This is a genomic window from Alkalihalobacillus sp. MEB130 (assembly GCF_032335535.1).
GTDB lineage: Bacteria > Bacillota > Bacilli > Bacillales > Bacillaceae_D > Halalkalibacter.
The window spans coordinates 36,439-56,992 of sequence record NZ_JAOANA010000007.1; the positions used below are offsets into that span (position 1 = coordinate 36,439).

General features: G+C 36.8%; 16 protein-coding genes. 3 read left to right on the forward strand and 13 right to left on the reverse strand.

The window, feature by feature from the left end:
* Positions 1-14: 14 nt before the first annotated feature.
* From rfbC to galU, 11 genes are all read right to left on the reverse strand, one after another.
* Positions 15-563, reverse strand: a complete 549-nt coding sequence (rfbC, locus tag N0O92_RS08810; protein ID WP_315614305.1) for a dTDP-4-dehydrorhamnose 3,5-epimerase — start codon at positions 561-563, stop codon at positions 15-17.
* Between the two features lie 25 nt (positions 564-588).
* Positions 589-1,245, reverse strand: coding sequence for a hypothetical protein (locus N0O92_RS08815; protein ID WP_315614306.1), 657 nt, complete (start codon positions 1,243-1,245; stop codon positions 589-591).
* A 17-nt stretch (positions 1,246-1,262) separates the two neighbouring features.
* Entirely contained in the window at positions 1,263-2,135 is an 873-nt protein-coding gene (rfbA, locus tag N0O92_RS08820) for a glucose-1-phosphate thymidylyltransferase RfbA (RefSeq protein WP_315614307.1), read from the reverse strand.
* Positions 2,136-2,147: 12 nt separating this feature from the next.
* Entirely contained in the window at positions 2,148-3,065 is a 918-nt protein-coding gene (locus N0O92_RS08825) for a glycosyltransferase family 2 protein (RefSeq protein WP_315614308.1), read from the reverse strand.
* Positions 3,066-3,082: 17 nt separating this feature from the next.
* Entirely contained in the window at positions 3,083-4,315 is a 1,233-nt protein-coding gene (locus N0O92_RS08830) for a glycosyltransferase (protein ID WP_315614309.1), read from the reverse strand.
* Positions 4,251-5,477: an ATP-grasp fold amidoligase family protein gene (locus N0O92_RS08835; protein WP_315614310.1), complete on the reverse strand. Its 1,227-nt coding sequence runs from the start codon at positions 5,475-5,477 to the stop codon at positions 4,251-4,253. The genes N0O92_RS08830 and N0O92_RS08835 overlap by 65 nt, the downstream gene beginning before the upstream one ends.
* A gap of 165 nt (positions 5,478-5,642) precedes the next feature.
* Complete coding sequence (locus tag N0O92_RS08840) at positions 5,643-8,468, reverse strand: glycosyltransferase (RefSeq protein WP_315614311.1); 2,826 nt, start codon at positions 8,466-8,468, stop codon at positions 5,643-5,645.
* 70 nt (positions 8,469-8,538) lie between these two features.
* A complete protein-coding gene (locus N0O92_RS08845; RefSeq protein ID WP_315614312.1) occupies positions 8,539-9,513 on the reverse strand; it encodes a hypothetical protein in 975 nt (324 codons plus the stop codon).
* Positions 9,514-9,530: 17 nt separating this feature from the next.
* Positions 9,531-12,077 (reverse strand): glycosyltransferase, encoded by a 2,547-nt coding sequence (locus N0O92_RS08850; protein WP_315614459.1) that lies wholly within the window; start codon positions 12,075-12,077, stop codon positions 9,531-9,533.
* A gap of 149 nt (positions 12,078-12,226) precedes the next feature.
* Entirely contained in the window at positions 12,227-13,543 is a 1,317-nt protein-coding gene (locus tag N0O92_RS08855) for a UDP-glucose dehydrogenase family protein (protein WP_315614313.1), read from the reverse strand.
* A 14-nt stretch (positions 13,544-13,557) separates the two neighbouring features.
* Complete coding sequence (galU, locus tag N0O92_RS08860; RefSeq protein WP_315614314.1) at positions 13,558-14,445, reverse strand: UTP--glucose-1-phosphate uridylyltransferase GalU; 888 nt, start codon at positions 14,443-14,445, stop codon at positions 13,558-13,560.
* Between the two features lie 373 nt (positions 14,446-14,818).
* On the opposite strand from galU, the gene N0O92_RS08865 reads away from it, so the two are divergent.
* Positions 14,819-15,397 carry a hypothetical protein gene (locus N0O92_RS08865; protein ID WP_315614315.1) on the forward strand — a complete coding sequence of 193 codons (579 nt, stop codon included), beginning with the start codon at positions 14,819-14,821 and terminating at the stop codon, positions 15,395-15,397.
* A 54-nt stretch (positions 15,398-15,451) separates the two neighbouring features.
* Here the strand turns inward: N0O92_RS08865 and N0O92_RS08870 are convergent, their stop codons facing one another.
* Positions 15,452-16,810, reverse strand: coding sequence for a C40 family peptidase (locus tag N0O92_RS08870; RefSeq protein ID WP_315614316.1), 1,359 nt, complete (start codon positions 16,808-16,810; stop codon positions 15,452-15,454).
* A gap of 522 nt (positions 16,811-17,332) precedes the next feature.
* Here N0O92_RS08870 and N0O92_RS08875 point away from each other — a divergent pair.
* The gene (locus tag N0O92_RS08875; protein WP_315614317.1) at positions 17,333-18,535 is read left to right on the forward strand and encodes a processed acidic surface protein; all 1,203 of its coding nucleotides are present in this window, start codon (positions 17,333-17,335) and stop codon (positions 18,533-18,535) included.
* A gap of 7 nt (positions 18,536-18,542) precedes the next feature.
* Positions 18,543-19,193 (forward strand): class D sortase, encoded by a 651-nt coding sequence (locus N0O92_RS08880; RefSeq protein ID WP_315614318.1) that lies wholly within the window; start codon positions 18,543-18,545, stop codon positions 19,191-19,193.
* A gap of 158 nt (positions 19,194-19,351) precedes the next feature.
* Here the strand turns inward: N0O92_RS08880 and rhmD are convergent, their stop codons facing one another.
* Positions 19,352-20,545, reverse strand: coding sequence for an L-rhamnonate dehydratase (gene rhmD, locus N0O92_RS08885; protein ID WP_315614319.1), 1,194 nt, complete (start codon positions 20,543-20,545; stop codon positions 19,352-19,354).
* Positions 20,546-20,554: the final 9 nt, after the last annotated feature.

Here is a 20,554-nt window from a genome sequence, read left to right on the forward strand (position 1 = left end):
TCCTCTTTCGCCTATTAGTCAAAGTTATTTTCTGCATCTAAAAAAGGTTTTAACAGCGTGTCTTTAGCAGAAAGAATAGGTTCAGACACCGGCCAATTAATTTGTAATGTAGGGTCATTCCATATAATTCCACAATCATGTTCAGGTGAATAATATTCATCTACCTTGTAAAACACTTGAGTATCTGGAACAAGTGTACAAAAACCATGCGCAAAGCCTTTTGGCACAAGTAATTGCCTCTTGTTGTCTGCACTTAAAATAAACCCTTGCCACTTCCCATAGGTAGGTGAACTCTTTCGAATGTCTACAATCACATCGTAAATAGCTCCTGAAAGAACTCGAACAAGTTTGGATTGAGCTCGAGGCTTGAGCTGATAATGAAGTCCCCTTAACACCCCAGCTTCTTTTGATAAAGAGTGATTGTCTTGAACAAAATCCAATATTATATCACTTTCTATTAACTTCTGCTTATTATAGCTTTCAGTAAAAAAGCCTCGATTATCTTGAAACACCATCGGCTCAATTATTTTAGCATCATAAAAATTCGTTTCAATGACCTTCATGCCAAGTACCGCCTTGTTCTATTTTCTACACCTCTGCTAGTTCCTTTTCCATAACTGTATTAACAATAGCTAATACAGTATCCTCTTCACTTAGATCACCAGAATAATTTATGTACGTATAACTAAGTTGATCTTTGCTCTCTGTCAATATAGCCAATTTACGTGCATTTCTATTACGTTCTTCCTCTACCAACGATAAGCTTATTGTTTTCTCGTTATAAGATCTATTACGCTTCTGACGATTTTTTACAATATCCTTCTCATGAGCGTCAACAAAAACAACAACAACCTCTTCAAGTTCTAGCAGAAAGCGAGTTGCTCTTATTAACCTCATATAGTCGACCTCTTTACCCACAACTCTATTATCGATGGAAAAAAGTATGGCGTGGATGATCCCTTCATCAACTATTTTATAGGAATCATTTTTTCGTTGATTTTTGTAATGCTTTAAACAAGATAGCAATAATCGTTCAGTAACTTTCAAACGTGCCTTTCCATTGATTGGATTAAGAATAAAATTGGCTTTTATTAGAAACAGAAGCAACTTCATAGAGAAAATGAGTAGAGATAGCGTCTGATTACTACTTACTTTTCGTTTACTTTTTTGTAACAACATTGGCTTCAACTTGGAGATAAGCGTACTCTTTCCCACTCCGGACATCCCGACAAATTCAATGATCATCTTACTTTCTATCCCCTTTAAAACCGACGCTCTATCATTGATAGCAGATATGTTCCATATTCATTAGTAAGAAGATTATTGGCTAACTTCTTAAGTTGTTCCTTGTCAATATAGCCTTTCCGATATGCTACTTCTTCTAAACATGCAATCTTTAAGTTCTGTCTCTTTTCAACCGTCTCAATAAATAATGATGCTTCTAACAACGATTCATGAGTACCAGTATCAAGCCATGTAAATCCCCGACCTAACAATTCTACTCGTAGCTCTTTTCGTTGAAGGTACAGATTATTAATATCAGTTATTTCTAACTCTCCTCTTGCAGAAGGTGTAATCGTTTTTGCCATTTGAACTACTTCGTTATCATAAAAATACAGACCTGTAACAGCATAATCGGATAATGGCTTAGAAGGCTTTTCTTCTATAGATGTAACTCGATTTTCATCATCAAACCCAATGACACCATATCTCTGTGGTTGTTTTACAGGATAACCAAAAATCGTTGCACCGGTCTCCCTGCTTGCAACCTTTTCAAGTAAGCGAGTAAATCCATGTCCGTAGAAAATATTATCACCAAGAATCAATGCAACTTGATCATCTCCAATAAAGGACTCCGCAAGCAAAAATGCTTCTCCAATTCCTCGTGGTTCCGTTTGCACCGTATAAGTAAGAGAAATTCCAAGATCGTCTCCATTGCCAAGTAGTTGCTCAAACCTCGGAGTATCTTGTGGTGTAGAAATAATCATGATCTCTCGAATTCCTGCTAACATAAGGATAGAGAGTGGATAATAAATCATAGGTTTATCATAGACTGGTAATAATTGCTTCGAAACAGCACGTGTTAAAGGATACAATCTGCTCCCACTTCCACCTGCTAGGACTATTCCTTTCATAACAATCTCCCATCATCGATTATAGTATGAGTACAACTTCTTATAAAACCTTGTTCCAAAAATACAGCTTATCATGCTCAGGAAACACTTTAGTGACTTTTTATTTTCGCGATATGCTTGAAACAAGACTTTTCTTCCGCGCTTAGTATCACCAGCCAAACAAAGATTATGGCCATAGGAGCATAAATAACTAGCTAAATAGTATGACCCCGCTTGCTCAAAAAGATGTTGGTGTTTGTCTAGAATTTTTTCATAAGCAAGGACGAGTTTCTTGTGGTTAGAAGATATACTTTCTTCCGTATAAAAAACATCGACAAGGGGCTCTTCGATCCAAACAAAACGATATGATAATGAAAGCCTAAGCCAAAGCTCCCAATCTTGAAAGCGAGGAAGATCTTCAGCAAACATTTCATTATGATTAAAACACTCTTTCGGTAATAGTACGGTTTGAGTTGATATAAAATTTTCTTCAATCAACTCTTTATGAATATCACCTTGTTTCTTTCGATGATCCGCCTGTGGGATAAGCTCTTGCTTTCCATCTTTATGGCGGATGAAGCTTGTATAAATTATAGACGGAGAGACCTGATCCATTTCGCTAACATAGTTCATTTGTTTTTCTAGTTTATCTCTTTTCCAAATATCATCACTATCTTGAAAAGCAATCCATTTTCCCTGCGCCATTAGGATTCCAGTATTTCTAGCAGCTGATCCGCCTTTATTGGTCTCATGAGAATAGAAGCGGATTCGACGGTCTTCAATTCCCTGAATAATAGAAGCGCTACAATCTGTTGATGCATCATCAACAATTATTAATTCAAAGTATTCATATGTTTGTTCAAGTATACTTTGAACGGCATCTCTTACTGTTGCTTCCCGATTATATACAGGCATTATGACACTTACCAATCCGCTTCGTTCTAATCCCATAATTTTCTCCTAAATTCTTACCTTCTGAGTTCTTTTAACATTCGTTCAATTTTTTCATTCCAATCAGAAGACTTAGCTAATGTTAATCTCTTTTCTTTATTAATATCCCGATTTTTTAATGCCTGCAAACAGGCATCAATAAAATAATTAGAATTATTTTTTGTTTGTTCGTAAATTCCTTCTTCCTCGTAATGTTTGGTTGAAGGTATTCCACAGCCAACAATAGGTAAATCACTCGCTAAGTATTCAAAGAATTTCAGAGGAAATACACCCTGATTATACTCATTATCTAAATATGGCAGTAGTCCAACATCAAAAGTACTTAGGTATTCCGGAATATCAGAAAAGGGAACAGAATCATAAATAGTTACATTTCTTTGAGCTAGTAAATCTTTAAAGGCCTTCCCTGCTTGTCCATATGAACTTCCAATTAAAACGATTTCCCAATCCTGCTGCTTTCTTGCAACTTCTAATAATAAAGAAAAATCAATTTTCCACGGTTTTAGACCACCAACAAACCCTAGTATTGGCTTAGCGTTTATCGGCTTCTTCTTCCTTTTCTGAAAAAGTTCAAAATCAACACCATTTTCAAGAAGGAATATATTCTTATGTTTTAACTTGTAAAGATGATCAGACAAGTGTTTTGAGGAAGCAAAACATATATCTGATGCCTTTACTATCCGTTTTTCACTTTGGATAATCATTTCACGTTTAACTGTATTCATCCAATTATTATCAACTTGTTCGGCTTCTCTCCAATAGTCACTGCAATCATAAATAATTTTTTGCCACATGTTTAGGTTCGTAAGAGATGAAAAGGCAGGGTACGTATACCATAAATAAAGATTACTTGATTTTCGCTCAGTCTTTATAATCTTTTTCTTTACTCTTGACTGAAAAGGTTCAACATACCTTATAAAACTTTTGAAATCCCGAACAAGAATTTGAATGATGCCATTATTTAAAACTTTGACTTCTGGCTCTAGGAACAAACTCTTAATTGAAGACGGTTTAGGCGCAATCCAATATACCGCTTTTGTATTAGATTCTTTTATTAGATAATTTGCCAAACGATGTCGACGATATTGTAATGGATCTTGCTCCCAAGGTGATGGAGATATTATAAAGTGTACATCGGTTTGTTTGATTTCCATATTTTCAGTATCCTTACTTCTCTCTGTTTTATTAAGTAAGTGTTGATTTAATTTTAGAGAAAGCTCTAAATTCTTTTCCCGAAAGTAAGTCTGCAACTAGACGTCCTTCTGCATCTAAATAGTGAGTTCCTAGTAAACGGTCAGTCTTCTTATTAAACTGTTCAAATAGACCGGGTCTAAGTGTAAACTCTCCAAATTTCATTCCGTTTGGAGTTTTCAAAAAATCAATCCTTAAAAAGGCAGATGGTATTTCTGAACTAACAAACGAAGCAAGATTAATCATCTCATCATTTATTCCCTGTCCTTGAAAAAGTCGGTCTTCATATTTCCCTGTTAGTATATTATTTCCATTTATGTCCCACCAACAATACCTAGTCTCTGGATATCTACAAACTTCTAAAATCAGTGCCGGTTGACCATAGAAGCAAAAGAACTTCAAGTCTCTAGAAGGTTCCGTCTGATCTTCATCTTCAAAAATTAATTCTTCAACATTCCACACATCCCTTTTGACTTTACCGGAAGAAATATCCTCTTTCATGCTCTCTTTAAAAGCATCCCAACTAGTTAGTACCTTTTTTCTTTTTACATCTCGTATATTATCTAAATCAATAACTAAATAGACGCCATTAGATCCTGATCCATTTGTCGGCTTAACAACAATCCCCTTTTTCATTGGGATTTCAGTAAGTTTATATTCCTTATTAGAAGCCCACGGTCTTTCGACACCTAATTCATCAATAAATGCAAACCCATTTGACTTTTTATCTAGAAACCATTCAGGGCTATAATTACCAAGTTGTCTTTTCCTTGTATAACGAACCATATTTGCTCTAAAGGAATCCTGTGATTCAAATGAGACCTTAACTCGTTGAGCATTTCTTGTAAAAGGTTCACCTATTTCATCTAACTTAAGTCCTGTAAGAATTTTAGTGAAAACCTTTCTTTTCTCTTCGGCATTCTTATTTGATTTATTAATTTTATCATATGCATGCTTTAATGCATTTACATATAATTTATCCTTATTTTTTCTATCTTTTATTATCTCATCTAAACAATTTAATAATCGATCATCTTCTATTGCACTATTAATCTTTCCTCTAAGTACATTTAATTGAGACTCTTTCTTCACGTCAATAGAAGCATTTTTTTCTTCAAATGATTTAATTATATTTTTTATTTCAAGCAATACATCTTTATAACCATCGAGCTTTTGAAGGTTATCATTCTCTTTTTCACTTGAAGTTTTAGAACTCTCCATTAGAAGTCCCCCAAATTTCAAATAGTACCAAACAAAAGTAACGAGCCCTTAGTACTACTAGTTATTTATAAAAGTTACCCGGTAGTTAAATAACTACCGAATAACCATTTTGTAATATTCTTCGTTTAGTCTAAATACTATCCTAAACGAATATATAATCTATTCTTAAATCAAGACTTCCATATTGGGTATCTCAATTTTTCCATTCTCTAAATACCTACTTAATCTAATTGCATGTTTAGTATAACCAAATTGGTTTTCTACATAATCATGAGCTAACTTAACTTGCAGATTGTAATATTTATCATCAGACATTAAACGATCTACCTCGATTTGAACAGTATCTGGCGAAGCATAAATTGCTGCATTCCCAAATAACTCCTTATACTGAGGAGGAAGGATAACAGGGACTCCTACTGCCATAGCTTCGATAATAACTCGACCAAATGCCTCAACCCAATCTGGGTGAGTGAAGTAAACAAAAACATCCAGACCAGCTAAAAACTCTTTCGGGTCTAATTCACCATATTTTAAAACGTTCCAATTTGAAGGAATCTCACCCAATATCTTCTCTGGAGTTTTTCCTCCTCCTAAAACATGAACTTCATAATCATTGTTAGTTGGGTAAATCGATATTAATTCTTCAGGATCAGCCGGCCACTTAACATAATGATCTCTTGAAACTCTTCCAATTTTAGGCCTACCTTCATAAATTGGACGGGATTCTCGCTTCCATTCATCCACATCTATAATATTGGTCCAATCATCTTTAGATAATGTAATTGCCGAGAGTTCGTCATTATGGTTATCATATAATGCGTTTCTGACTAAAGGTCCAATCGGGCTCCAAATACCACCTTCACCAAAATACTCTCTCAAATGTCTACTACTACGTTCTAAATCGTAACGTACTACCCCATTTTCACTATAATCGCTCATTGGAGGTTGATTTACGACCACACGAATGTTTTTTGCCTCTACATCCGGTATATAACGTTGCTTGTCTTGGAGGATCGGTGGGTATCTTAGTATCAATAAATCACATGATACCTTTTCCCCATAAACGATCATTTGTACTTGATCCCCATCAATTAAATCTCGAATTTCTGGTCGAACTTTATTATTTGGATTCAAATCATATCTAGACATCTGAATTAAACCTGTACGTAGCCCCATACGTTTTTGTGCCTTTATCTCTTCCATATTTGAGATGTTTGATCCACCTGTCATTCGAAACTCAGATGCTATAATCACATCAAAATGCCTTCTACCAGTTGGAGATTTACTTTCCCTTGTAGGCCACATTGGCTCAGGAATAGCGAAGGGGCGTTCTTGTTTTGAATCATATTTTAAATTTTCTTCTTTTGAATAGAAATATAACTGACTTTCATTGTACTCTTTTCTTGCCCCCATAAAGAACCCATGATAACCAAACGCCGAGTTCCCTGTTAAAGAACCTTCCGTTTGTCTTTGAAATGACATCGGCCCTGTTGGTAAATCAACAACTCTATTATCTCCAAAGATCTTTTTCATCCTTTTCACAAACTCTGAATCAGCTCCAAATCTCACAGGATCAAGAACCCCTAGCTCAGCTAGCACCTTTTCTCTCCTAAACATTACAGAAGACATATTTGGAATAATAAACGCCCCAAAATTTCCACGTCTATAAAATTTCAGATCTGAAGTAGCTCGAGCTTGTTGTGAAGTATTAGCCATAACTTCTGGGTTTTCAATTAGATGTAATACTTGCTTTTCTATTTTTTCTGGATGAGACCAATCATCTGAGTCATTACAAGTAATGAAGTCACCTGTAGCGTTTTGCATAGCCCAGTTTCTAGCAACATATGGTCCACCGTTATTTTCCATCTTGTGATACTTCACTCTGTGATCTTTTTCTATATACTCTTGAATAATCTCCTCCGTACCATCAGTCCCACAATCATCGACAATTAATATTTCTAAATTGGTCCAAGTCTGGACTAATACTGATTCAATTGCAGTTCGAATAAATTCCTCTGCATTGTATACAGGCATAATTACAGTAACTTTTGGAGCATCACTAGTTAATTTAATTGAACTAGCTCTCGCATCTAGTTTATCATACTCAAAACCGTTCTTAGAATCGTTCAAATATATAGGTGCTGCATCAAATAATTCCATTGACTTATTAATAAGATCGACCCTAGATGATACGTTATATTCTAGATTAGCAGCAGCAAGATATAAATCAGGGTGTGGCACTAACTTTAAAGCTTCAGTAATAGCTTCTCTCGCTGCCTTCATATTTCCTACTAAGTCGTGACATTCTGCTTCCATAATTGCAGTCTGACGAACTACGTCTGGATCATCTTTAATTTGCTTAACAATTTCGAGATACTCTAGGCATTTTTTCGCATCTTCTTCTGATCTTTGATTAGCGTGCCACAAAGCTAGTTCTCTAGCAGCTAAATTCCTGATATACGGCTTTGATGAATCTTCAACCATCCCATGAAGTTCTTCATACCCACGTTCCGTAAAACCTAAATTTAATAATCTTCTTCTAGCCCATTGTACTTTTCTTTTAGCTCTTTTTTGCCAGTCTTTTAGTGGTTGTTTTTCAGGAGCTTTGATAGGAGATATAGCTGATCCTTCAGTTGATACTTGATTAGTTACTTTATTAGTTGTCGATTTAATTTCTGTCTTATTATCCCCTTTTAGTTTTAAACCAATCTTTCTTGCCGGGGATAATAAATTCCAAATTCGGCTTTCCTCTATTGTCTTAAATTGATTTCTGTATCGTCTTGTTTCCTTTTCTACTTTTCTGTAATCTGCTTTACTTTTTGCTAGCTCTTCTTCTAATTCCTTTAGAGTTGATAATAACTCTTTCTCTCTTGTTACTTCTTTTTTTATACCAGCCTGAACATTTTTAATCTCTTTTTCTATTTCTTTTTCTTTTTCGAAAAGCTTGGCAACTCCAAAGCTACTCGTTTTTTTGCTTTGTTTTTTATCCATACGTAGTACTCCTTTAAGTTATTCTTTTAGAATCACCTTTCAATTATGTGAAAAAAACTTGCGAAATCTTTTATTTGATCTTATCCAACATACTTCTTAGTGGAGCTGTATAGCGCCAAGTACGACTCCCCTTAATTCGCTCATACATTTTCTTCGCCTTAACTTTTTGCTTATTAGCAACACTGATTTTCCTTTTTACCTCTTTTATTTCCACGTTCATTTTTTTTATCTTAGCTTGTAGCTTCAAATTAACTTCTTTTTTATCATTTAACTTTTCCATATCGATCTTAAGTTTTCTTTCACTTTGATTAACCTTTACACTTTGGACTTTTTTTACTTCATCTAGTTCAGATTTTAAAGACTCAACTCTCTCAATTTCTTGTCTGAGCTTAGAGTACACTGACTTCAATTCAGATAATAATTGATTTTGTTTTTCTAAATCTTGTTGGCTGTTTTCATTTTCTACCTTTAACTGCTTAATAGCATAAACAAGTTCTTCTTTTAACAGAAGTTCCTCGTGAAGTAAATCTGAATTTTTCTCTCGCTCCCTATTGAGCTCTCCCTCAATTTGAGAGTAAGACTTTTGAAGATCTGTAAAACTTTCAGATAGCTCCTTATTTCGATTATACTGAGCATCCAACTTTTCTTTTAAATCAATTTGACTTATAAAATTACTTTTGTTGTTTTCATCTAACTTTTCAATAGTTCTAACTTTATCAGCCAACATTTTCTCAAAACTATCTACTTTGTTTCCAAGCTTACTATTTTCTTCTTTTAAAAATGTGTTTTCAGTTTGAAAATTTAAATTCTTTTCCTGTTCCAATAGTAACTTACCTTGTATAGTCGCTATCTCAACTTTCAAGTCTGCCATATTAGCAGAAAACTTTCTATTCAAGGTCAACTCCTGTTCATATTTTTCTTTAAGTTCAATTAAATCGGATCTAAAGTAACTTTCTATCTTACCTTTGATCAAAGTATTTTCTTCAACCTCCAGATGTGAGTTAGCACTTAAAGATGCTCTATTACCGTTCTTAATATCTTTCATTTCCTTACCCCTTTGCTCTAATCAGACTTACTAAAACCCAACCTTAGTGCATGTTTTTTATATCCAAAGTTTATATCAATATATGCCAACGCTATCTCCACTTGTTTCTGATAATAATAACGATCTTGAATTAACTGCTCTATGGTATCTTGTACTTCATAAGGGTCTGCGTAAATAGCAGCTTCTTTAAATAAATCCTTGTAAGACGGAGGTAAGATAACAGGAATCCCAACTGCCATGGCCTCTATAATAACTCTACCAAAAGATTCAACCCAATCCTGATGCGTGTAGTAAACGAAGACATCAATACTAGCAAGAAACTCTCTTGGACTTACCTCACCAAACTCATAAACCTTCCAGTTTTTCGGTAGTTTACCAAGAGTCTTTTCCGGTGTTTTCGCTCCGCCTAGAACATAAATTTCATATTTCGGACTTGAAGGATAGATAGTAGATAATAAAGCTGGGTCATCTGGCCATTTAACATCATGGTCCCTTGAATGTCTACCTATTCTTGGTTTTACGTTAAACTTTGATCGATCAGATTGCCGCCATTCACCTACGTCAATAATATTAGACCAATCGTCATCTGAAAGGTTTATAGCCTTTATTTCTTCAGCATGATAAGTAATTAGCTTTTCTCGAACTAGCGGACCAATTGGATACCAAGTTCCACTCTTGCCAAAGTATTCTTTTAGATTTTCTTGACTCTGTTCAATGTCAAATCGTACAACCACTTCAGAGCCATAATCCCTTAAAGGAGTTTGATTTACAATTACTTTCAATTCTTTTGCTTCTATATCAGGTAAATAAATTTGTTTAACTTGCAATAAAGGTGGGTATCTAACAAGTAATAAGTCACAAGAGACTTCCTCACCATAAACCAACATCTGGACTTGCTCGCCATCTATTAACTCTCTAATTTTCGGATTGACTTTTTTTCTTGGATTATAATCATAACGTGCCATTTGTACGAGGCCCGTTCTTAGCCCCATTCGTTTTTGTGCTTTTATCTCTTCTACACTAGATAAGGTAGATCCGCCATCGAGTCTGAAGTCTGAAATAATAATAACATCAAACTTTCTGCGTGCCCCTTTTTCCTTTTCTCGAGTGGGCCACATTGGTTCAGGCACTGGAAATGGCCTACTTTCTTGTGGAAAGTCGTATTTAAGTGAATTTGCAATAGCATGGTATTGATTATATACCTCAAAGTATTCTTTTCTTGCTCCCATAAAAAAACCATGGTAACCAAATGCACTACTTGCGGTAAGAGAACCCTCAGACTGTCTTTGAAACGCCAGCGGGCCTGTTTTTAATTCAACAACAGATTCTACCCCAAATTGTGTTTTGATTCTCTTAATTAATTCGGAATCTGCTCCGAAACGGACACAATCCCAATAACCAATTGACTCCATTACTTGCTTCCTTCTAAACATGAAAGAAGACATATTATTAAAGATATAAAACCCTGGATTGCCTCTTCTGTAGAAGATCAAATCATTTGTAGCCCTTGTCTGTTGAGAAGTATTGCCGATAACAGCTTGGTTTTCCATTAAATGCTTCACTTGCTTTTCGATCTTTTCCGGGTGTGACCAGTCATCCGCATCTTGACATGTTACAAACTCACCTGTTGCAACTTGCAATGCCAAGTTACGAGCAACATATGGACCACCGTTGGAACTTGCTTTTACTATTTTCACTCTAGAGTCCAGCTTTACAAATTCTTCAACCTTATCTACAGTTGCATCTGTACTACAGTCATCAGCAACAATGATTTCCAAGTTAGTCCATGTCTGAGACAATATCGACTTTATCGAAGTTGTTATAACATCTTCTGCGTTGTAAACTGGCATAATTACTGTCACTTTCGGTTGAGAAAATTCAATACTTTTTTTCATATTTACGAGAGACGTAAGTCCATCATATGGGTGTAAAGTAGTTGACCGCTCGTATGAAACATCAGAAGTAGCATAAAGTTCAAGTGTTTTATTAATCCACTTTATTCGCTCTTCTAGAGTGGTTTCTAAGTTGGCTCGTGCAAGATAGAGATCAGCGTGTGCACCTTCCTTTAACGCGTCACTCACCAAATTCTTTGCTACCTCTACTTCTCCTAATTGTTGATGACTCTCCGCTTTCATAATCACGGCCCGACGAAGATACACAGGATCGTTTTCATTACGTACCGCTAATTCAATTAGTCGCAAACACTCACGTGCATCTTCCTCAGTGTATTGATTAGCATGCCACATTAGTAACTCCCAGGCTGCTAACTTCTTCAAATATGTGTTAGAACTTCTCTCTAAAATATCTTGTAAATCAGCATATGCTCGTTCAGTAAAGCCCAAATTTAATAATTTCCGTCTTAAACGATCGACTCTCTTTTGGTGATGATTCACTTCTGGGTTAAAGAGCTTCTTAATCATTTCTTGTTGTTTTGGTGAAAACAAACCCTTTATAAATACCTTTTGTTGATGAGTCATCACCTTATCTATCCGTTTTTTTGTTTTTTTAACAAACTTACGTGATAGCTTATTTTTGCTTGTTCGTTTAATGATTTCACTTAACATCACGCTTTCAACCCTTCCCAGAAACATCACCCTTTTTGATGTCACATTCTATCGTTTAAACTTAAGTTCTTTACATACAAAAAGTCGTATACATACGACTTTCCATTTTCTTATTACCCCTCTCCCCAATAGGGGAGAAGGGATCACTATTAAACTAAACTCGGTTGTTGTTGAACAGATGGTCTTCCAACTGAATAGTACTCCAAACCGGCTTCTTTCGCTTCTTCTAAATTATAGCAATTACGACCATCAAATACGATCGGCTCATTTAAGAGTTGTGCATAGCTCGATAACTCCACATTCTTAACTTGATCCCACTCTGTAAGAACAAGAGCAAAATCAGAACCACTCAACGCAGCTTCAGGTGAATCAACATACTCAACTGCTTCAGGTAGCAAAGGTTTAGCATTGTCCGTTGCAATCGGATCGTAAGCAACAACCGTTGCCCCCGCCAACACAAGTTCACGAGCAACAACAATAGAAGCTGCTTCACGCATATCATCTGTGTTAGGTTTAAATGCAAGCCCAAGCATAGCTACACGTTTACCTTTCAAACTGCCGAAGCGTTCTTTTGCAAGATTCACAAGTAACTCTTGCTGTTTCGTATTAACATTCATTACTTCCCTTAATAAGGCAAAGTCCATTCCAACTTGATCTGCAATCTGTACTAACGCGCTTGTATCTTTAGGGAAACAAGAGCCACCATACCCAATTCCGGCATTTAAGAACATGCTTCCGATACGCTTATCTTGACCCATTCCTTGAGCTACGTCTTCTACGTTCGCTCCAAGTTTGTCACAAAGGTTAGCAATTTCATTAACGAAAGAAATCTTCACTGCTAAAAAAGCATTAGACGCATATTTAATCATTTCTGCACTTCTGATATCTGTCTTGTACACAGGAATGCCAAATGGCTTATTAATTTCTTCTATTAATGATGCTGCTTTTTCTGATTCAGCACCGATAACAATACGGTCGCCGTTAAATGTGTCATGTACGGCTGAACCTTCACGTAAAAATTCCGGATTTGAGACAACCTCTACTGGTGTATCGGTATTTTCAGTGATGATTTTTTTAACAAGTTCATTCGTACCAATTGGAACAGTACTCTTTGTAACAACAACAGCTTCTTTTGTAATATTAGCTGCAATATCTTTCGCAACAGCTTCAATAAAACGCAGATCAGCTGTCCCGTCTTCTTTTTGCGGAGTACCAACAGCAATATAGATAGCATCTGCCCCATCAAAACCTTCTTGATGCTTCGAAGTAAAATGTAGTCTGCCAGCACTGTGGTTTTTTCTCATTAGTTCTTCTAATCCTGGCTCATAAATAGGAGAAATGCCACCACGCATCATTTCAACTTTAGCAGAATCTAAATCAATACAAGTCACATCATGGCCAATATCAGACAAAGCGACACCTGTTACAAGACCTACATACCCCGTACCAACAACAGCAATTTTCATATTAGATAGTCCCCTTACTTTACTAAAAGTTGTGATTTCAAAACTGATTCTAGGTATTTATATACATCATCTTTTAAGTCTTCACGTTGTAGCGCAAAATCAACTGTCGCTTGAACAAAGCCAAATTTATCTCCAACATCATAACGAATACCTGAGAAATCATTTGCAAGAACAGCTTGTTGCTCATTTAACTTTTTAATAGCATCCGTTAACTGGATCTCCCCACCAGCACCAGGCTCAAGGTTTTCTAAAATATCAAAGATTTCCGGTCTAAGTACATAACGCCCCATAATCGCATAATTTGAAGGCGCCACCTCAAGAGCAGGCTTTTCCACAAAATCAGCGACACTAATTACACCAGGTTCAAGTTCTTGACCTTTTGGTTGAATCACTCCATACTTAGAAACATCTTCATCTGGTACTTCTTGTACCCCCACTACAGAGGAATTATACCGATCATACACTTCAATTAATTGTTTTAACACAGGTGTATCTGATTTTACTATGTCATCGCCTAGTAAAACGGCGAATGGCTCATCTCCAATAAAACGACTTGCACAAGCTATAGCATGCCCCAATCCTCTAGGTTCCTTTTGTCGAATATAGTGGATGTTAGCCATATTTGAAATTGCTTGAATTTCATCTAATTGGTTCATTTTACCTTTTTTCAATAATGTTTCTTCTAATTCATAAGACTTATCAAAGTGATCCTCAATTGCACGTTTTCCACGTCCACTTACAATAATAATGTCTTCAATTCCAGAAGCAATTGCTTCTTCTACAATGTATTGAATAGTTGGCTTGTCTACTATAGGTAACATTTCTTTTGGTTGAGCCTTTGTTGCAGGCAAGAACCTTGTACCAAGTCCAGCTGCTGGAATAATTGCTTTTCTTACTCTCATAAAAAGTATCGCTCCTTTTATTAGCTGTTAATTTGTACTATCAGTCTATCATAACAATTTATGTCGAAACTAGAAGTAATCAGATGACAGATGTAGAATTAATTGGATATAGTGTAATAAAATTCTGCATTATTTGCATCAAAATTAGTAAAATATCTTACTAGTATTCTCTTATAGATGCATATCTCAAGAGATTTACAAATAACTAGTGTGCATTATAACATATCTTGACACACGAATAACAATGAGAACTTGTCATTTTTTACCGTTGTTTGAGTTTTTTCTACTAAATTAGACGTTTTTCGTCTTATAATGTAATTAAATGAAAAATTGTGGAATATATAAACGAGTTTAATTTGAAAGGTGAATGATCATGTACATAATTGCAAATACTGAAAAACACAGAGAAAAATTTATGGCTACATGGCAAAAAATAGCCAAGTCAAGACAACTCCCTATCTCATCTCTCCACGATGATTCTGAGGCTTTTATACTCCAGGATAAAGACGGAAGAGATGTTGGAACACTTGAGTTTGTTCCGTGTTCAAGTTCCGAGCAGGATATTGACCTAATAGATATTAGTGACCAGCCTATTATTTTAGAAAATCTAGCTTATTCCTACCAAGTTCGTAAAATGGGAATTAGCAAAGAATCCACCTCTAAAAAGGTTCTATTAGACTTATTGAAACTTGCTGCCACTCATGCTAAAGAAAAAAAGGTACGTTTTTATTTAAGTTATTTAGAGAAACGCCATTACGAAAAACTAACAGAGCAATTTAAGTTCCGTATTGATTTAGTAGGGGAAGAAGTGAAAGTAGGTAAGAAAGTATTGGTCCCTGCTCTAATTGACGTAGACGATGCGATTACTAACACACAAGGGTATCCGTTACATATTAAATCCATCGTGTATATGGTACGTGGAACGAAGAAGGTTAAGTCGTTGTTTGCTTAATGACATGACAAAAAGACTTGGTTTCTGTTCACATCAGAAATCAAGTCTTTTCTATTAATACATTCTTTTCGCTCCTAAATAACGCTGCTTCCAATAAGGATTATTCATACTTGTAATGGTTACTCCAGTAGAAGAGCCACTATGTACAAATTGATTGTTCCCAATATAGATCCCGTTATGTGATGGACCTTTTTGATATGTTTCAAAGAAAACCATATCTCCTACCGATGGTTGTGAAACGGATTTCCCTGCGTTCCACTGTTGAGCAACCGTTCTTGGCAATGAGATCCCTTGTTGATTGAATACGAATTGAGTAAACCCACTACAGTCAAATCCTCTTGTTGTCGTACCTCCCCAAAGGTATGGAGTACCAATGTGGTTCGCTGCTTCTGCAACTAAATTGGTTACCAGTGCCGCTGGGTTGCTATTTGACCTTGATACTTGTTGTGTTGTATTTGTTGTATTTGTGGTCGTAGGCGCTTGAGTTGTCGTTTGAGCTGGTTTGTTTGTCGCCACTTCGTTAAGTTTGCTAATCGTTTTCGGTCCTGCAATTCCATCAGCAGTTAAGTTATGTACTCTTTGAAAGTTGCGAACCGCTGTTGCTGTGATTTCTCCGTAATAACCTGTTGGCTCTTGGTTAAATACACCGACTGAGCGAAGTTGTGCTTGTAGGTTAGTTACGGACGAACCACTGCTACCTACTCGTAAAGTCGTTGTTGTTTGGGTAGGAGCAGCATTTGTGACCGTTTCATTGCTTGTTTGTTGGTTTCGCTCTTCAGTTACCTTTGGCTCTTGGTACGTTGTTTGTTGTGCTGGTAATGGTTCGTTAATTAGTTGTGATAATGTCTTTGGTCCAACAATTCCATCAACTACTAAGTTATTTGCTCGTTGGAAATCACGAACAGCCGCTTCTGTTACACGACCAAATTGACCTGTAATGGAATGCTTGTAATAACCTTGTTCTTTCAACTTTTGCTGAAGTTGTTCAACTTGAGATCCGTTAGAACCGAAGCGAATTAAACTAGAAACGCTGCTTAAGTTGCTCGTGGTGGATGTAGTCTTAGATGTGGAAGGAGTTGACGTTTGAACAGGAGCTTGTCCGCCCATCTCCGATAGTAGCTTTCCTAATGTTTGTGGGCCGGCGATACCATCTACTTGCAAATTATGTTTTCTTTGAAAGTCACGTACCGCATCTGCTGTAATGGTTCCGTAAAAACCTGTAGAACGGTCAAAACTAAAAAAACCTTTTTTCTTAAGTGCATCTTGTAATTCTTTAACATCCGGGTGATCCATCCCTTGACGCAATGTCTGATCACCGAGAGCCGCGTCTGCCATTTGCGGGGTTGCTAGAAACAAACCTGTCGCAAATGTAGAAGAAATAACCACTTTACGAAGTGTTGATGATTCCTTCATCTACATAAGACCTCCTCATTCGCCATAATTAATCTATATTTTAGTTAATTTTACCTCTATTAAGCTATTCTGACTAGATGCTATTTAGCTTATTTTAATAGATTTGATTCTTTAGACCTATGGCATTTGCAAAAATGATATACTGGCAAGTTGGAAAGAAGAGATTTTTGAAGCAATTTGTTGGACGATTAGGACCTTTATTAAGAACCATTTCATGTATAATAGTAGAAAGTCCTTATACTATCACATAGAGACGAGGCGTTATTATGAACTATAATGGTGGTGTTTTTATAGGTTTGTTCTGGGGAACTCTATTAAGTATTCCTTTATGGCTCTCTTTGTATGGATGGATGAAATGGGTTCAAATGTTCTTTATATAGGTATGGGGTCAGACCCCTCTTTATTGCTGTGAAGTAATAGAGAGGGGTCTGACCCCTTTCCATAAAATATTTATACCATTTTTCAGTTTCTGGGATTATAATTATCTAGAAATTTACAATTTATCTTATGGAGGAATGTTATGTGAAACGGTTGTTCATGTCGTTGGTGGTTGTCTTAGGTCTTTTAGCATTGCCTTTTAATGCGCTTGCTGCTCCTACTGAAGCTGAGGTTGAGGAATATGTGAGCGGCATTGGTTGGTCTGTAGAAGAGCTGGAAGAGTATCTAGATTTTTATGACCTCACTCTTGAAGACTTTTATGATTTGGAAGATTTGACGTACTTTTTAGGGGAAGTTCTTACAGAAGAGTCACTTATGGCGTTACTCGATGAATATGGGCTTACTCTTGAGGAGGCAACTGCTTTATTGATCGAAAATGGTGAGTTGGAAGAAGGACAAGCTATTTTAGATGTGTATACGTTTGTGGACGATCTAGATATTGATCTTTATTTTTACAATTTAACTCCTCTGACAGATGAGAACTTAGAAGAATTACTTGAGAAGTATGAGCTAACAATGGATGAATTGCTTTCTCTATTAGAGGAACATGGTGACTCCCTTGAATACTATGAACATGTAGAAGACTTAGATTGGGCGATTGAATACTATCTTTATTATTACGATGAGGATTATTATGACGAAGACATTGTCTTTTCCGATATTGATGATTTGTTTGAGCAATTAGGCTTAACGTACGATGAGTTAGAAAGATTATTTAAACATTTTCTTACTCTTGATTTAGAAAACCCTGCGTTTTTGGATCGATTAGATAAACTATCTGAACGAATGATGGCGTTTGAAGATTTCGATGAGGCTTCTGATGTGACTCCTGAGCAAATTGCTGAGCTGCTTGATATTTTCACGCAATTACTTGATTTGTTTGAAATGGATGTGAAGTTCTACCTTGTGAAAGGTGATGAAAAACAGTCTGTTTCTCTAGCTACGTTAATGACAATGACAAGCACGGATGGTTATGACCTTTTGATTGAATTGTATAACAAGCAAGGTGAATTGCTAGCTGATTTAGTTTTTACTGCTGATATGTTTGGCTCTGAGATCATTACTGAGACAGGGAAAGATTTGAAAAAGACTGAAGAAGTAATTGTGAAGCAAGTTGAGAAGAAAGAACAAAAAACTAGCGAAAAGAAGAAACCTGTGACGAAAACAGAAAGAGGAGCAAAGCTTCCTAAGACTGCCTCGGATTACGTTGCCAATACAGCAGGTGGCTTAGTTGTTGCACTTGCAGGTATTCTCCTTTATCGCCGTTTTAAAGTTAAAGGTGCGTAATTCTACGATGAAGCGAAACATTGTGCTCATTTTGTGTGGTGCTCTCGTCGTAGGTGGACTTTGGTTTTCTACGACCAATGCGTTCAAATTTTTACAAGGGTACTTTCTGTTTAAAACAGGAAGTGCTCAGACAGAAGTTGTTGAAGTGTCGGGCGAGAATACGGAGCCTATTGTTGACGAAGATGCTGTTGCTGATGTTGAAGTGGTTGAAGAAGATGCTGATCCCTCTAGCTTCCCTCTTGAGCCTCAAATCGGCGAATTAATGGGTGAGCTCTATATCCCGAAGCTAGATGCAACGTTGCCGATTTATCACGGAACTGATGAGGATGAGTTGGAAAAAGGCGTTGGGCATTTTGCTGGTAGTGTTCTTCCTGGGGAGAATGACAACTCTGTTCTAGCCGGACATCGCGATACTGTTTTTCGCAAGCTAGGTGAAGTTAGGGAAAATGACCTGCTCATTGTAACGACTGGCAAAGGTGTATTTGAGTATAAAGTGCGAAGGGTTCGGATTGTTGATGAGGATGACCGGACTGTGATTGTACCGAGGCCGAGGGCAACGTTGACGGTTTCAACTTGTTATCCGTTTAACTTTGTTGGTGCTGCGCCTGAGCGGTATGTGTTGGTGGCGGAGTTGAAAGGTGAGAAGGAAAGAAAATAGCTTGATTATGAGAACCACATCCTTGTTAGGTAGCGTGGTTCTCTTTTTGTTTAGGCGTACTTTTTTATTAGGCTTACACCAATTTCCCTTCCCTAACCGCGGCAACACAAAGAAGAAGCAGCTTCTTTTCGACGCTACTTCTCCTTATTATCTCGCACTTAGAGAGATGTACCCTTCTTAACTTCCACTAATCCTGCTTCTCTATTCAACTCCACACCAAATCCTGGTTCGTCTCCAACTTTCAGTTTCCCATTGATTGGTATTGGTTCATCTTTAATTAATGGATAATATTGCGGGACTACATGGTCTGCTTCAGGGCTCATGACCAAGTATTCTGTAAACGGACTGTTATTCTTAGTCGTTACATAATGATAACTATAAACACCACTGCCGTGTGGAATGACTAATTTGTTGTAGCTCTCTGCAAGATTTCCAATTTTAATCAATTCGGTTAGACCTCCACACCATCCAACATCTGGTTGAATAATATCGAGATCGCACATTTCCAGCAATAAGCGGAATCCATAACGCGTGGCTTCATGCTCTCCGCCAGTTACCATAATGTTGTTACCAGCGCGCTTCTTGAGATCTCGGTAACTCCAGTAGTCATCTGGGTTAAAGCATTCTTCTACCCATTTAAAGCCTAACTCATCCGATTTTTGCATTAATTTCTGAGCATAAGGCAAGTCGAGTGACATCCAGCAATCCCACATGAGCCAAAATTCATCTCCGACACGCTTTCTCATTTCTGCGGCTTGCTCTATATTTTTTCTTAAACCTTCTTCTCCATCTGCCGGGCCATATGTTAAAGGAAGCTTCCCTCCAATGAATCCCATTTCTTTTGCTAAATCTGGTCGAGGTCCGGTTGCATAGAAAACAAGTTCTTCACGTACCTTTCCACCTATCATTGCATAGACAGGTTCCTGACGTACTCTTCCTAGTAAATCCCACAAAGCCAGGTCAACTGCGGAAATGGCATTCATGACGATTCCTTTTCGGCCATAATACATAGAAGCCCGGTACATTTGATCCCACATTTTCTCAACGTTTTCTACCGGTTGCCCTACAATAAATCGATCTAGATGATTCATAATCAACCATGCAGCTGGGTATCCACCCGTTGAAATTCCAAATCCTACTTCTCCGTTCTCTGATTCTACTTCAACAACGATCGTTTTCAGTGCATTGATTCCAAAGCTTGTGCGCGTTTCTTTATATTCAGGGTAAATACTCATCGGTGTAGAGATTTGCTGCACGATCCAGTGTTCCTTTCCTTGATCGTGATAGTCAGCTCCTCCCCCTTCAACAACATACGCCCTAATAGCTACAATCTTTTGACCAGTTCGACTCATATTCCTACC

Excerpts from the sequence above, each read along its gene's own strand:
- rfbC (WP_315614305.1), bottom strand. The coding sequence starts at position 563 with ATGAAGGTCATTGAAACGAATTTTTATGATGCTAAAATAATTGAGCCG.
- N0O92_RS08815 (WP_315614306.1), bottom strand. The coding sequence starts at position 1,245 with ATGATCATTGAATTTGTCGGGATGTCCGGAGTGGGAAAGAGTACGCTT.
- rfbA (WP_315614307.1), bottom strand. The coding sequence starts at position 2,135 with ATGAAAGGAATAGTCCTAGCAGGTGGAAGTGGGAGCAGATTGTATCCT.
- N0O92_RS08825 (WP_315614308.1), bottom strand. The coding sequence starts at position 3,065 with ATGGGATTAGAACGAAGCGGATTGGTAAGTGTCATAATGCCTGTATAT.
- N0O92_RS08835 (WP_315614310.1), bottom strand. The coding sequence starts at position 5,477 with ATGGAGAGTTCTAAAACTTCAAGTGAAAAAGAGAATGATAACCTTCAA.
- N0O92_RS08840 (WP_315614311.1), bottom strand. The coding sequence starts at position 8,468 with ATGGATAAAAAACAAAGCAAAAAAACGAGTAGCTTTGGAGTTGCCAAG.
- N0O92_RS08845 (WP_315614312.1), bottom strand. The coding sequence starts at position 9,513 with ATGAAAGATATTAAGAACGGTAATAGAGCATCTTTAAGTGCTAACTCA.
- N0O92_RS08850 (WP_315614459.1), bottom strand. The coding sequence starts at position 12,077 with ATGTTAAGTGAAATCATTAAACGAACAAGCAAAAATAAGCTATCACGT.
- N0O92_RS08855 (WP_315614313.1), bottom strand. The coding sequence starts at position 13,543 with ATGAAAATTGCTGTTGTTGGTACGGGGTATGTAGGTCTTGTAACAGGT.
- galU (WP_315614314.1), bottom strand. The coding sequence starts at position 14,445 with ATGAGAGTAAGAAAAGCAATTATTCCAGCAGCTGGACTTGGTACAAGG.
- N0O92_RS08865 (WP_315614315.1), top strand. The coding sequence starts at position 14,819 with ATGTACATAATTGCAAATACTGAAAAACACAGAGAAAAATTTATGGCT.
- N0O92_RS08870 (WP_315614316.1), bottom strand. The coding sequence starts at position 16,810 with ATGAAGGAATCATCAACACTTCGTAAAGTGGTTATTTCTTCTACATTT.
- N0O92_RS08880 (WP_315614318.1), top strand. The coding sequence starts at position 18,543 with ATGAAGCGAAACATTGTGCTCATTTTGTGTGGTGCTCTCGTCGTAGGT.
- rhmD (WP_315614319.1), bottom strand. The coding sequence starts at position 20,545 with ATGAGTCGAACTGGTCAAAAGATTGTAGCTATTAGGGCGTATGTTGTT.